Origin of the sequence: Streptomyces sp. NPDC056734, assembly GCF_042790455.1 — a bacterium.
Taxonomy (GTDB): domain Bacteria; phylum Actinomycetota; class Actinomycetes; order Streptomycetales; family Streptomycetaceae; genus Streptomyces.
On sequence record NZ_JBHTZD010000036.1, the window covers coordinates 18,256 to 33,550 of the forward strand.

Consider the following 15,295-nt stretch of genomic DNA (forward strand, 5'->3'; position numbering starts at 1 on the left):
CTCCTCACAGCGGCTTGCGGTCGGGTGTGGTCACTGGTCGTCGGCGAGTTGCGCCTCCAGCTCCTCGATCTGGCTCTGGGCGAGATCCAGGAGGGAGAAGTCGGAGGGGGTGTGGCCGCCGGCGGCGGGGTCGTCCGTGTGGGCGGCGAGGCCGCCGAGCAGTTCGTGCCAGACCCGGCCGAGCCGTTCGAGCCCGGCGGGGGCGAACGCGGCGTCGGTGCCGCGCAGTTCGAGGACGAGTTCCGGTCCGTGCGGGGTGTCGCGCAGTTCGGCGTCCGCGGTGAGGGCGTGCGCCGGGGGCCGGGTGGCGGCGGGGCGGGCGAGGGGCCGCCAGGGCTGCCGGGCGGCGGTGACCTGCCCGTGGTAAGCGAAGGCGAGCCTGTTGCGGGGCCCGCTCTCCCCGGCGCCCTCCCGGGCCTGCTCCTTGACCGCCTTCAGCAGTTCCCCGGCGTCCGCGCCACCGGCCCGCGCGGCGGCGAGATCGAGAGCCGGGAGGTCGACCCGTACGGGGAGGTGGTGGGCGAAGCGGCCGACGGTACGGGCCGGATCGATCCCGTCGGACGCCTCCCGCCCGGCGACCGCCAGGTCCAGCGGCACCCCCGGGCCGGTGCCTATGCCTATGCCGGTGCCGGTGCCGGTGCCGGTGCCGGTGCCGGTGCCGCTGTCGGCCAGCGCGCCCACCAGCGCGGCCAGCACCACTTCGGCGGGCTCGCAGTGGAAGGTGGCCGGGGTGCGGTCGGTGAGTACGGCGGTGACCTGGGGCGGGAGGGTCCAGGAGAGGTGCGTACGGGGCGCGTCGAGGGGTGCGACGGGCGCGGGCGGGAGGACCGGTGCCGGCTCCTGGGCGGAGGGCCCTTGGGCGGATGCGTCCCGGCCGGACGGCTCCTGGACGGAGGTCTCCCCACCGGACGGGTCCCGGCCGGACATCCCCTGGGCGGACAGCTCCCCGCCGGACGTGTCCTGGGCGGACGTCCCCTCGCCGGACGTGTCCCGGACGGACGTCCCCTCCCCGGACACCTCCCGGGCGGACATCTCCTCGCCGGACGTGTCCTGGCCGGACGCCCCCTCCCCGGACGTGTCCTGGCCAGACTTCCGGGCCCAATGCCGGTACGACGTTCCCGGCCGTTCCGGCGCCGGTTCCTCCCCGGCGGTCACGGCCTCGTACGCCGCCCGTAGATCGGCGGTGAGGATCCGCCACGACTCGGCGTCCACGACCAGTTCATGGACGATCAGCAGGAGCCGGCTGTCGGCGCCCGCGTCCACCCGGACCAGCCGGAGGAGTTCACCGGAGGCAGGGACGAGCCTGCCGGCGGCCTCCTGGGCGAGAGTCTCGTCGGAGATCTCGCCGGGCAGCGCATCCGGCGCGATCCACTCGATCAGGGCCGCCGCGTCGGGCGTCCCCGCCTCGCCGACGACCAGGTCCGCCCCGATCCGGCACCGCAGCATCGCGTGCGTGTCGAGCACGGCCCGCAGCGCCCGGGTGAGGGCGTCGGGGTCGAGGTCGGCGGGTGCGGCGAGCGCCACCCACTGGGCGGGTACGGCACCGTCGGCCCGTACCGCCCGCATGGGCGCGGTCCACGGGATCTCTCCCGTCGCCGCTTCCTCGGCCGCCGCCGCTTCGGCGAGGAGGGCGAGCCGTTCGGGGGTCTTCTCCACGAAGACCTGGCGGGGGGTGAGGACGACGCCCTCGCGGCGGGCGCGGGAGGCGAGCTGCATGGAGGTGATGGAGTCGCCGCCGAGCGCGAAGAAGCTGTCGTCGGCGCCGACCCGTTCCAGGCCGAGCACCTCCGCGAAGAGCCGGCACAGCAGTTCCTCGGCGGGGGTACGGGGGTCGCGTCCGCCCGCGCGGCCCGCGAAGTCGGGTGCGGGCAGGGCGCGCCGGTCGAGTTTGCCGTTGGGGGTGAGCGGCAGCCGGTCCATGGGGACGAAGGCGGTCGGGACCATGTAGGCGGGCAGCCGCTGTTCGACGTAGGCGCGGAGGTCGGCCAGCAGGACGCCGGTGCCGCGTCCGGCGGCGGGGTCGTTGGTCCAGGCCGCGGGGGGCAGGGCGGCGGGCGTGTAGAGGTCCACCACGGCGGCGCTCGCGGCGAGTTCCGCCCGGACGAGGACGGCGTCCACGGCGTCGGGTTCGCCGGTGGACCAGGTGACGCCCACCCAGTAGCCGAGCCGCTCGCCGAGGGCGTGCAGCTCCTCGATGTCCCAGGCGGCCTCCGGGGGCGCGGCGGGCCGCCGGCCCTCGTCCAGGGCGCGGGCGAGGGCTACCTCGTGGGCCACGCGGGAATTGGGCACGCCGGTCAGCCGGAGCCGGTCGGGGCGTACGGACTCCAGGTGGCGGGCGAGCCAGGGCAGATCTCCGTCGGTCTCGGCCCACGGCAGACGGGGCGCGTCGGCGACGGAGAGGGTGGGGCTGCCGGGGGCGCGCAGGACGACGTCGTAGCGGTGGCGGCTGAGTTCGTTGTGGTGGCGGGCGCGTTTGACGCGGATGTCGGCGCCCGCCGTGCCGGGCAGGGCGGCGAAGAACTCGGGGTCGACCAGGAGTTCCTTCTCGATGGTGAGGTTCTGCTCGACGGCCCGGCGCAGGGCGGGGATGTCCTGGTCGGGGGCGCGGGTGCTCTCCACGGCGGTGGCGAAGGGCCGCAGCAGCCGGTGGTTGCGGACATCGCCGACGAACACCGCGCCGCCGGGCACCACCAGGCGCAGCGCCCAGTCGAGCACGCCGCGCAAGTAGTCGGCGTCGGGGAAGTACTGGGCCACGGAGTTGAGGACGACGGTGTCGAAGTGGCCTTCGGGCAGCCCGTCGGTCTCGTCGGCGGCCTGCACCCGCAACTCGACCTTGGCGGCCAGCTCAGGATGGCCTTCGAGCCGGCGGCGCAGTTCCTCCACGACCGGTGCGGAGAAGTCCGTACCCCAGTATTCGTCGCAGTCGGGGGCCAGTCGGGAGAGCAGGAGTCCGGTGCCGACGCCGATCTCCAGGATGCGGCGGGGGCGCAGTTCCTGGATGCGGGCGACGGTCCGCTCCCGCCACTCGCGCATCTCGGTGAGCGGGATGGGCTCGCCGTCGTAGCTGCTGTTCCAGCCGGCGAAGTTCTCGCCGAACGCGGCGTCGGTGGGCTCGGCGTGCACGGTGTCGTAGAGCACCTGCCACTCGCCGACCTGGTCGCGGGCGATCCGCTCGTCCCGGCCCCGGTCGGTGGCGTCGGGCACGACGTAGCCGATCAGCCGGCGCTCGCCGGGGGTGTCCTCGCGGGCGACGACGGCCGCCTGGGCGACGCCCGGGTGGGCGGCGAGCAGGGCCTCGATCTCGCCGGGCTCGATACGGTGGCCGCGCACCTTGACCTGGGCGTCGGCGCGTCCGGCGAACACCAGCAGCCCGTCCGCCGTCCAGTGGGCGAGGTCGCCCGTGCGGTACATCCGCTCGCCCGTGGCGAACGGGTCGGGCACGAACCGGGTGGCGGTCAGCGCGCTGCGCCCGAGGTAGCCGCGCGCGAGTCCGGCGCCCGCGACATACAGCTCCCCGGTGATGCCGGGCGGGACGGGCCGCAGGAAGGCGTCCAGGACGTAGGTGCGGCCGTTGGCGATGGGCCGGCCGATCGGGACGGTGTCCGCGCCGGGGGCCAGCGGTGGGCTCATGGTGGCGCAGACGGTGGTCTCGGTCGGGCCGTACGCGTTGATCATCCGGCGGGTGCCGGCCCAGCGGCCGGCCAGCGCGGGCGGGCACGCCTCCCCCGCGACGACCAGCGTGCGCAGCCGGTCGGGGAGTTCGTCGGCGGTGGCCAGCGCGCTCGGCGGGACGGTGACATGGGTGATGTCCCAGTGACGCAGCGCCTCGTCCAGCGACACCTGCGGGGGCAGGGTCTCGGCGGGCGCGAGGATCGCGGCGGCCCCGGACAGCAGCGCCATCAGCAGCTCGGACACGGCCGCGTCGAAGCCGAGCGAGGCCAGTTGCAGGACGCGGGCGTCCGGTCCGACGGCGAACCGCTCGATCTGCGCGGCGGCCAGATTGCCGAGCCCGGAGTGCGGGACGACGACGCCCTTGGGGGTGCCGGTGGAGCCGGAGGTGTAGATGACGTAGGCGGCCTGGGCGGCCGGGACGGTCAGCGGCTCCAGCGGCTGTGCGGGCAGGGTCGCTTCGCTCAGTACGTCGTCCAGTACGACGATCCGGCCCGGGAAGCCGTCGGGCACGGCGGCCCTGGTCCCGGTGGTGCACAGGAGTACGGCGGGCCGGGCGTCGCCGGTCAGATACGCGATCCGGTCGGCGGGGTGCGCGGGGTCGACGGGTACGAAGGTGCCGCCCGCCTTCGTGACGGCGAGCAGCGCGACGACCAGTTCGACGGAGCGCGGCACGAGCAGCGCGACCCGGGTCTCGGCGGCCACTCCGAGGTCGCGCAGATACCGGGCCAGCCGCCCGGACTCCCGCTCCAGCTCGGCGTAGCTCACCTCCCGGTCGGCGCCGACCAGCGCGGTGTTGCCGGGCGTGCGGGCCGCTTGGGCGGCGAACAGCGCGGGCAGCGCGGGCCGGTCACGGTCCGGGGTGGCGGTGCCGGTGTCGCCATCGCTGTAGGTGTCGGTGGCCGTGTCGTTCCACGTGTCCAGCACCAGGGTCCGGTCCGCGGCGCCGGTCACCTCCAGGCGGCCGGCCGGGACCGACGGGTCGGCGACCAGCTGTTCCAGGACCCGGACGAGGGAGGCGAGGAGTTCATCGGCCTCGGCGCGGGTGAACGCGTCGGGCCGGTAGACGAGGTCCCCGCGGATCCGCTCGTCCTCCAGGACGGCGACCAGGGTGAGCGGGTAGTGGCCCGCGTCCTCGGGGGTCCCGGCGGGCCGGATGGACAGCGTGTCGGGGTCGTCGGTGGCGCCCAGCGGGGGGCGCGGGTAGTTCTCGTAGACGACGAGGGTGTCGAAGGTGGCGGCGGGACCGGCGAGGCGCTGGATCTCGGTGAGTCCCAGGTGCTGGTGGGACATCAAGGCGACCTGCCGTTCCTGGAGGTCGGTGAGCAGCTCCAGCATCGGCCGGGCGCCGTCCAGGCCGACCCGTACGGGCAGGGTGTTGATGAACAGCCCGATCATCGACTCGACGCCGGGCAGTTCGGTGGGCCGCCCGGCGACGGTCGTGCCGAACACGACGTCGGTGCGGCCGGTCAGCCGGGCCAGCAGCACCGCCCACACGCCCTGGAGGAGGGTGTTGAGGGTCAGGCTCCGGCCGCGCCCGAGGGCGACGAGCCGGCGGCCCAGCTCCGCGTCCAGTTCGTAGGTGATCCGCTGCGGTTCGGCGGGGTCGGTGACCCGGTCGGCCGGGACCACCAGCGTCGGTTCGTCCACCGGGGCCAGTTCGGCCCGCCAGGCGGCGCGGGCGGCCTCCTTGTCCTGCCGGGCCAGCCACTCCAGGTAGGCGCGGTAGGAGGTGGCGGGCGGCAGGGCACGGGGGTTGCCGCCCGCCTCGTACAGCCGGGCCACCTCGCTGACCAGGACCGGCAGCGACCAGCCGTCGGAGGCGATGTGGTGGCTGGTGAAGGCCAGCCGGTGGCGCCGCTCGGCGATCTTGACGAGCAGCACGCGCAGCAGCGGGGCGGCGGTGATGTCGAAGCGGTGTTCCTGGTCCTCGGCGGCCAGCCGCCCGAACGCGGCGAGCGCGTCGGCCTCGGGCAGGTGCGATACGTCGTCGGAGCGCCACGGGATGGCCACCTCGCGGGCGACGGTCTGCACGAAGCGCCCCGACTCCAGCTCCCGGAACCCGGCCCGCAGGGTGGCGTGCCGGGCCACGACCGCCTGCCAGGAGGCGCGCAGCCGTGCCATGTCCAGCGGCCCGGTCAGCTCCAGCCAGCGCTGCCCCTCGTAGACGTCGGGCCCCTGCTCGTCGTAGGCGGCGTGGAAGAGCAGCCCTTCCTGGAGCGGGGACAGCGGCCATACGTCGGCCAGCGCGGGTACGGCCGTCTCGATCTCGGCGACCTCGGCGCGGGTGAGGTCGAGGAGGGTGAAGTCGGAGGGCGTGTGACCGCCTGCCGTGGGGTGGGCGGCGTGGGCGGCGAGGCCGTGCAGCATCGCGAGCCAGGCCCGCCCCAGCGCCTCGGCGCCGTCGCCGTCGAGCACCTCGCCGGCCCAGCTAAGGGTCAGCGTCAGCTCGGGCCCGTCGGGGGTGTCGCGGACGGTCGCGCCCGCCTCGACGACATGCTTCACGGGCGTGGCGGGGTCGACGGAGCCGCCGATGCCGGTGGTGGGCTGCCAGAGTCCGGGGAGTCCGGTCCCGGACGCGCTGGGCGCGGCGGACCGGCCGAGGTAGTTGAACCCGATCTGCGGGACGGGGAGCCGGGCCAGTTCGGGCGCGGTGTCCGGGTTGAGATACCGCAGCAGTTCGAAGCCGAGGCCGTCGCCGGGCAGGGAACGGGCCTGTTCCTTCACGGCCTTGAGCAGTTCACCGGCGGCCGGGCCGCCCTCCAGTGCCTCGGTGAGGTCGACGCCCGCCGTGTCGAGGCGGACGGGCTTGACGCCGGTGAACCAGCCGACCGTACGGGAGAGGTCCACCCCGTCCAGGGCCTCACGGCCATGTCCCTCGATGTCGAGCAGCACGGCCGTGCCCCGGCCGTCCCGCCAGTGGGCGACGCCCCCGGCGAGGCTGGCGAGCAGCACCTCGTGAACCCCGCAGTGGAAGGCCCCCGGGGCACGGTTGACCAGGTCCCGGGCCTGCGCGGGCGGCAGGGTCCAGGCCACCCGGCGAACCGTCCCGGCGGTGTCCCGGGCGGGGTCGAGCGCCCGGGACCCGATCCGCTCTTCGCCGTGGCCACCGCCGTTGCCCCCGCCACCGCCGTCGCCACCGCCAGCGCCCTCGCCGCCGAGCAGCGCGGTCCAGGCGGGCAGTTCGGCGGTACGGGTCTCGGCGCGCGCCTCGGCGGCGAGCTTCCCGGCCCAGTTCCGGAAGGTGATCGCCGGGGGCGTGAGCGCGGGCTCCCGCCCGGCGGCCACGGCCTCGCAGGCGGCCCGCAGATCACCCAGCAGCACCGGCCAGGACACGGCATCGACGGCAAGGTGATGCACCGCCAGCACCAGCCGCCCGTCCGCCTCCCCCGCGTCGAGCCAGACGGCCTGCACGACGACACCGGAGACGGGATCGAGCCTGGACACGGCGTCGCGGGCGGCGTGGGTGGCGAGGGTGTCGAGGTCGGTGGGGGTGGCAAGGGCCCCGGGAGTGATGCCCTGCTCAGTCGTCTCGGCGTCGGACCCCCGCTCCCCGCCCACAGCCACCCGCCGCACCAGCAGCGCAGCGTCCCCGCTCCCCCGGCCCGCCACGAACAGCCGCGGCTCCTGACCCGGTTCGACTCGGGAGCGGAGCATGTCGTGGGTGTCGAGTACGGCGCGCAGGGCGCCGGTCAGGGTTTCCTCGCCGAGGCCGGGCGGGACCGCGACGACCGCCCACTGGGCGAGGCCGCCGGTCTCCACCGCCCTCGGGGCCCGCTCGCGCAGGGCCCGCATCACCGGGGTCCACGGCACCTCGCCCCCGGTGTCGGCCTCCGGCGTCCCCGAGGTGGCGGTGTCGTCCGCGAGGCGGGCGACGGCGGCGATGGCGGCCGGGGTCTCGTGCTCGAAGACGTCCTGCGCGCTGAAGACGATCCCCTTGCGGTTGCCGCGCGCGGCGAGCTGCATCGACATGATCGAGTCGCCGCCCAGCTCGAAGAAGCTGTCCTCGACGCCGACCTGTTCCAGCCCGAGCACATCGGCGAACAGCTCGCAGACCAGCTTCTCGGCAGCCGTCCGCGGCTCCCGGTTCGTGGCGGCCGTGAACTCGGGGGCGGGCAGGGCCCTGTGGTCGACCTTGCCGTTGACGGTGAGCGGGAGCGCTTCGAGGACGATGACGGCGGCCGGGACCATGTAGTCAGGGAGCCGTTCCGCCAGCCGCGCGCGCAGCGCCTCGCAGTCCACGCCGGTTCCGTCCGGGACGACGTACCCGATCAGGCGCTTCTCGCCGGGCCGGTCCTCACGGACGGCCACGACCGCCTGGCCGACGCCCGGCAGCGCCGCCAGCGCGGTCTCCACCTCGCCCGACTCGACCCGGAATCCCCGGATCTTGACCTGCGCGTCGGCCCGCCCGGCGAACACCAGCTCGCCGTCGTCGGTCCAGCGGGCCAGGTCCCCGGTGCGGTACATCCGCTCCCCGGCGGCGAACGGGGACGCCACGAACCGTTCCGCCGACAGCGCCGCCCGCGCGTGGTAGCCCCGGGCCAGTCCGGCGCCCGCGAGATACAGCTCGCCCGAGACGCCGGGCGGCACCGGCTGGAGGAAGGCGTCCAGCACATACGCCCGCCGGCCGGTCAGCGGCCGGCCGATGGGCAGCACCGGGCCGGTCTCCTCCCCCGGCTCCAGCACCTGCCAGGTCGCGCACAGGGAGACCTCGGTCGGCCCGTACAGATGCCGGACCCGCAGGTCGGGGCAGGCCGCCCGGACGCGTTCCACGGCCGCCGGGGGGACGACGTCCCCGCCGGTCAGGACTTCGCGCGCCCCGGCGAAGCAGTCCGGCGCCTCGTCGGCGAGGACCCGGAACAGCCCCGCCGTGACGTGCACATGGGTCACCCCGGCCGCGAGGTGCCGCCGTATCGCCGCCGCGTCCACCGCGACGCCCGGCTCCGCCACCACGATCCGGGCTCCCGCCGCCAGCGGCACCCACACCTCGAACAGCGAGATGTCGAACGCGTGCGGGGCATGGAAGAGGACCGTGTCCCCGGGACCGATCGACCACCCCCGCTCCCCGACCAGCGCCGCCACGCTCCCGTGCGGCACACCGACCCCCTTGGGCGTCCCCGTCGACCCGGAGGTGTACATCACGTAGGCGAGATCGTCACCGGTCGGGCCGCCGTACGACGGCGGCGCGTCCCCGCTGTCCAGGCCCGGCGGCGCATCGAGCGTCACGACCGGCGCGGAGTCCGCCAGCACGAACGCCACCCGCTCGGCGGGATACGCGCTGTCGACGGGGACGTACGCCGCCCCCGCCTTCCACACGCCCAGCAGGGTGCCGATCAGATCCGGCGACCGCTCCAGGCGGACCGCCACCCGGTCACCGCGCCGGACGCCCTGAGTGTGCAGATATCCGGCCACCCGGTCCGAGAGCGCGTCCAGTTCGCCGTACGACAGCCGCCGCTCGCCGTGGACGATCGCCGTCGCGTCGGGCGTCTCGGCCACGCGGGCGCGGAACGAGTGCAGGACGGAGGCGGGAGGTGTCGGGCCCGTCGTGGTGTTCCAGCCCTGGACCACCAGGCCGCGCTCCAGCGGGGCCGTGACGCCGAGGCGGCCGACCGGGAGGGCCGGGTCGGCGGCGATCTGTTCGAGGACGCGTTCGAACTGGCGGGCCAGGTGGAGGGCCTCGTCGTGGGCGAAGAGGTCGGGGCGGTAGGTGATGTGCACGCGCAGCCGCTCGCCGGGCATCACGCCGACGGCGAGGGGATAGCTGGTGCTGGCGCGGGTGGCGACGCGTTCGACGGTGACGCGGTCGTCGGTGCCGGTATCGGCGTCGGTGCCGGTGCCGGCAGCCGGTTCCGTGTCGCCGCCCGGGTAGTTCTCGAACATCAGCATGGTGTCGAACACCGCGCCCGGCCCGCACAGCGACTGGATCTCCGCGAGCCCGACATGCTGGTGGGCGAGGAGCGCGGACTGCCGGGTCTGGAGCCGGGTCAGCAGCTCGGCCACGCTCTCGGCGCCGTCGAGGCTCACCCGTACCGGCAGGGTGTTGAGGAACATCCCGACCATCGACTCCACGCCCGCCAGCTCCGGCGGGCGCCCCGCGACGGAGATGCCGAAGACGACATCGGTACGGCGGGCGAGGCGGCTGAGGACCATCGCCCAGGCGCCCTGGGCGATCGTGTTGAGGGTGAGGCCGTGCGCGCGGGCCACGGCGGTGAGGGCGTCGGTCAGTTCGCGGGTCAGGAGGACCGAGTCGCCTTCGGTGGGCGCCGGGGCCCGGCCGGCGGGCGTGGGCGCGATCAGGGTGGGCTCGTCGGCGCCCGCGAGTTCGCTCCGCCATGCCTCGCGGGCGGTCTCCTTGTCCTGGCGGGCGAGCCAGGCGAGGTGGTCGCGGAAGGAGGGCGCGGGGCCGAGGGCGGCCGGGTCGCCGCCGGAGGCGTAGATCCGGGCCGCCTCGGCGAGGACGACCGGGGTGGACCAGCCGTCCAGGAGGATGTGGTGGGAGGTCAGCACCAGCCGGTGACGCCGCTCACCGAACCGGATCAGGAGCAGACGCAGCAGCGGGGCGCCGGTCAGGTCGAAGCGTTCGGCGCGCTCCTGGCGGGCGAGTTCGTCGGCCTTGGCGAGGGCGTCCGACTCGGCGAAGGCTCCGCCTTCAGCTTCGGCTTCGGCCCCGGCGGAAACGGTGAGGTCGGCCTCGCGCCAGCGCGGTGCGGCCGTGCCGGTGACGGCCTGGACGCTGCGGCCGTCGGCGAGTTCGTGGAAGCTCACCCGGAGCATGTCGTGCCGGTTGACGAGGGCGTGCCAGGAGCGGCGCAGCCGGTCGGCGTCCAGGGGGCCGGTCAGATCGAGGACGCGCTGGGTCTCGTAGACGTCGGGGCCCTGGCCGTCGTAGGCGGTGTGGAAGAGCAGGCCCTCCTGGAGCGGGGAGAGCGGCCAGACGTCGGTGAGGGCGGGGACGGCCGTCTCCAGTTCCTCCACGTCGGACTGGGTGAGGGCCAGGAGCGGGAAGTCGGACGGGGTGTGACCGCCTGCCGCCGGGTCGGTGAGGTGGGTGGTCAGGGCGGTGAGAAGGGCGAGCCAGGTGGTGCCGAGGCGGTCGGCGGCGGGGGCGTCCAGGATGCCGTCGGCCCAGTTGAGGGTGACGGTCAGTTCGGGGCCGTCTGCGGTGTCGCGGAGCACGGCCGCCGCCTCGACGGTGTGGACGAGGGGGGTGTCCGGGGCGACGGAGCCGCCGAGCGCGGCGGGGCCGACGGGCTGCCAGAGGGCGTTCTCCGCGCCTGCGCCCGGGAAGCGGCCCAGGTAGTTGAAGCCGACCTGGGGGGTGGGGAGTGCGGCGAGGACGGCCGCCGTGTCGGGGTTGAGGTGGCGCAGCAGGCCGTGTCCGAGGCCGTCGCCGGGGATCGCCCGCGCCTGCTCCTTGACCGCCTTCAGCAGGGCGCCCGCCGCCGGTCCCCCGGCCAGGGCGTCGGTGAGGTCGATGTCGGCGGTGTCCAGCCGGACGGGCCGGGTGTCGGCGAACCAGCCGACGGTACGGGACAGTTCGGCGTCGGCGAGCGGCTCGCGGCCATGGCTCTCGACGTCGACCAGCAGGGCGGTGTCCGTGCCGGGCCGGGTCCGGGCGAACGCGCCCGCCAGCGTGGCGAGCAGCACCTCGTGGACACCGCAGTGGAAGGCGGCGGCGGTCCGGGCGAGCAGATCGCGGGCCTGGCCGGGCGGCAGGGTCCAGGAGCGGTGGCGCAGGGTGGCGGCGGTGTCGCGGGCGGGGTCGAGCGGGCGGGCGCCGAGCGGGGTGTCGCCGTCGGCGAGGATGCGCCGCCAGGCGTCCAGTTCGGCGGTACGGGCCGGGGTGCGGGCGTCGGACTCCAGCAGGGTGGACCAGCGCCGGAAGGAGGTGCCCACCGGCTCCAGTTCGGGGGTACGGCCCGCGACGGCGGCCTCGCAGGCGGCCCGCAGGTCCGGCAGCAGGATGCGCCATGACACGCCGTCCACCACCAGGTGGTGCACGACCAGGGCGAGCCGCCCGGTCCGCTGCGGCCCGGCGTCCAGCCAGACCAGCCGGACCATGGTCCCGGCCGCCGGGTCCAGCCGGTCCGCCGCCTCCCGCGCGGCTCGTTGCGCGGCCTCGTCCGTGTCCTGGGAGGCTTCCGGCTCCACGCGGGAGATCAGCGCGGCCGGGTCGGTGCCGCCCCGCTTCCCGACCACGAGCCGTCCGCCGTCCCCGGCCCGCGCCCGCAACATGTCGTGCGTGTCGAGCAGGGCGCCGAGCGCGGTCACCAGGTGCTTGGGGTCCAGGCCGGGCGGCGCGGCCACCACCGCCCACTGGGCGAACCCGGGGCGCGCGGCGGCCGGGCCCAGCGCCCGCATGACGGGCGTCCAGCCCAGCTCGCCCACGGCGTCCCCGTCGCCGTCACCGGTCCGCACCGGCTCGGCGGGCCGGGCGGCGAGTGCCAGCCGCTCCGGTGTGCGCAGGTCGAAGATCTGCCGGGGGGTCAGGACGAGGTCCGCGCGCCGGGCCCGGGACACCACCTGCATCGAGGTGATCGAGTCGCCGCCCAGGTGGAAGAAGTCGTCCTCGGCCCCGACCCGGTCCAGCCCGAGCACCGCCGCGAAGATCTCGCCCAGCGCCCGTTCCGCCTCGGTACGCGGCTCCCGGCCCGTCGCCCGGCCCGCGAAGTCCGGCGCGGGCAGCGCCCGGTGATCGACCTTGCCGTTGACCGTGAGCGGCAGCGCGTCGAGCACGATCAGGGTGGCGGGGACCATGTACTCGGGGAGCACGGCGGCCAGTTGCTCCCGCAGCGCGTCGGCGTCCAGGCCACCGTCGTCCACGCCCCCGCCTCCGTCCCCGTCCGGGACGACGTACCCGATCAGCCGGTCCTCGCGGGCGACCACGACGGCCTGGGCGACGCCGGGCCGGGCCGCCAGTGCGGCCTCCACCTCGCCCCGCTCGACCCGGAACCCCCGGATCTTCACCTGCGCGTCCGCCCGCCCGACGAAGAGCAGTTCCCCGTCATCCGTCCAGCGCACCAGGTCCCCGGTCCGGTACATCCGCTCCCCGGCGGCGAACGGTGACGCGACGAACCGTTCCGCCGACAGCCCGGCCCGCCCCAGATATCCCCGGGCCAGCCCGGCGCCCGCGATGTACAGCTCGCCCGTCACCCCGGGCGCCACGGGGTGCAGATAGGCGTCGAGGACATACACCCGCCGCCCGGTGAGCGGTCGCCCGACCGGCAGCACCCGCCCGGTCCGAGCCCCCGGCTCCAGCACCTGCCAGGTCGCGCACAGGGAGATCTCGGTGGGCCCGTACAACTGCCGCACCCGCGCCTCCGGGCAGGCAGCCCGGACCCGCTCGACCGCCCGCAGCGGTACGACATCTCCGCCGGTCAGCACTTCCCGCGCCCCGGCGAAGGACTCGGGCGCCTCTTCGGCGAGGACGCGGAACAGCCCGGCGGTGACGTGCACATGGGTCACCCCGGCGGCGAGGTGCCGCCGTATCGCCGCCGCGTCCACCGCGATGCCCGGCTCGGCGACCACGATCCGCGCACCGGCCGCCAGCGGCACCCACACCTCGAACAGCGAGATGTCGAAGGCGTGCGGGGCGTGGAAGAGGACCGCGTCCCCGGCGCCGACGCCCCACCCGCGCTCCCCGACCAGCGCCGCCACGCTTCCGTGCGGCACGGCGACCCCCTTGGGCGTCCCCGTCGACCCGGAGGTGTACATCACGTAGGCGAGATCGTCCGGCGCGAGATCCACGACCGTGCCGGCTGCCCCAGCGCCGTCCTGCGCGAACCTCGGGTCGTCCAGCGGGACGAGCCGTCCGGGTGTCCCGTCCGGTATCAGCGCCCGGGTCGCGCCGGAGCACACCACGGCCGCCGGGGCACAGTCCCCGAGCAGGAACGCGATCCGCTCGGCGGGGTAGCCGGTGTCCACGGGTACGTAGGCGGCGCCCGCGCGCCAGACGGCGAGCAGGGTGGTGACGAGTTCGGCGGAGCGTTCCAGGACGACGGCGACGCGGTCTCCGGGGCGTACGCCCCCGGCGGCGAGGTGGGCGGCCAGCCGGGCGGAGTCCGCGTCGAGCCGGGCGTAGGTCAGTTCGCGGGTGCCGTCCGAGACGGCGACCGCCCCGGGCGTCCGTGCCGCTCGGCGCCGGAACAGCTCCAGGACGGACGACGCCTCGGGGGTCGCGGTGCCGGTCGCGTTCCAGTCGTCGACGACCAGGGTCCGCTCGGAGTCGCGCAGGGCGTCGATGCGGCCGACCGGCTGCCGGGGGTCGGCGGCGAGCTGTTCCAGGACGCGGACGACCCGGCCGAAGATCGCCTCGGCGGTGGCCCGGTCATAGAGGTCGGGGCGGTAGTCGAGCTTGAAGAGCATCCGCTCCTTGGGGACGGCGACCAGGGTCAGCGGGTAGTGAGCGGTCTCCTGGCCGGCGGCGAAGCGCAGGGTGAAGGCGTCGGGGGCGGCCGGTCGCTCGGGCGGGCGGGGGTAGTTCTCGAAGACGACGAGGGTGTCGAACCCGGCGGCCGGGCCGGCCAGCCGCTGGATCTCGGCGAGGCCGACGTGCTGGTGGGCGATGAGCGCGGACTGACGGCTCTGGAGCTGCTTGAGCACCTCCACCGCCGGGCGCTCGGCGTCCAGCGTGACGCGCACCGGGAGGGTGTTGATGAACATGCCGATCATCGACTCGACGCCCGCGAGTCCGGCGGGGCGTCCGGCGACGGTGGCGCCGAAGACCACGTCGGTACGGCCCGACAGCCGGGCCAGGACCATGGCCCAGGCGCCCTGGACAACCGTGTTCAGGGTGAGGCCGGCGCTGCGCGCGAACGCGGTCAGCCGGGCGGTCGGCTCCTCGGCGAGGTCGGCGATCAGGCTCTCGGGCAGTACCGGGGTGCGGGCCGGGTCGGCGGGGGCGGCCAGGGTGGGTTCGTCGGCGCCGAGGAGTTCGGCCCGCCAGGCGGCGTGGGCGGCGTCCTTGTCCTGGCGGGCCAACCAGGCGAGGTAGTCGCGGTAGGAGCTGGGGGCGGGCAGGTGGGAGGCGTCGCCGCCGGCCGCGTAGATGTCGGTCAGTTCGTGCAGCAGGACGGGCATGGACCAGCCGTCCATGATGATGTGGTGGCTGGTGATGACCAGCCGGTGCCGGTCGTCGGCCAGCCGCAGCAGGAGCAGCCGGAGCAGGGGCGGGGCGGCGAGGCTGAAGCGGTGGGCGCGGTCCTCGGCGGCCAGCTCCGCCATCCGGGCCCCGGCCGCCTCGGCGTCCAGTCCCGTCAGATCCTCCACCCGCCAGGGGAGTTCGACGCTCCGGGCGATGACCTGGACCGCCTCGCCCGACTTGCGGCGCCTGAAGCCCGCCCGCAGCACCGGGTGCCGGGCGGCCAGCGCCTGCCAGGACGCGCGCAGCCGGCCGGCGTCCACGGGGCCGTCCAGGTCCAGGAGCCGCTGCCCTTGGTAGACGTCCGGCCCGTCGCTGTCGAAGGCCGCGTGGAAGAGCAGGCCCTCCTGGAGCGGCGACAGCGGCCAGACGTCCTCGACCTGGGATCGGGTCATCGCGTAACTCTCCTCACAGACGTGCGGGGGCCGGACGGGGCGGGGCGGCGGGACTGGCGGCGGTGGATCGATGGCCGTGGGCCGTGAGCGG

1 protein-coding gene is annotated in these 15,295 nt (G+C 75.4%); it reads right to left on the reverse strand.

Translation table 11 applies throughout. The annotated features are described in order from the left end of the window. Nucleotides 1-30: 30 nt before the first annotated feature. Nucleotides 31-15,204 (reverse strand): amino acid adenylation domain-containing protein, encoded by a 15,174-nt coding sequence (locus ACFRFC_RS35485; protein WP_382692593.1) that lies wholly within the window; start codon nucleotides 15,202-15,204, stop codon nucleotides 31-33. Between the last annotated feature and the right edge of the window lie 91 nt (nucleotides 15,205-15,295).

Bases quoted from the DNA above. Each gene is read 5' to 3' on its own strand.
- ACFRFC_RS35485 (WP_382692593.1), bottom strand. From the start codon at position 15,204: ATGACCCGATCCCAGGTCGAGGACGTCTGGCCGCTGTCGCCGCTCCAG.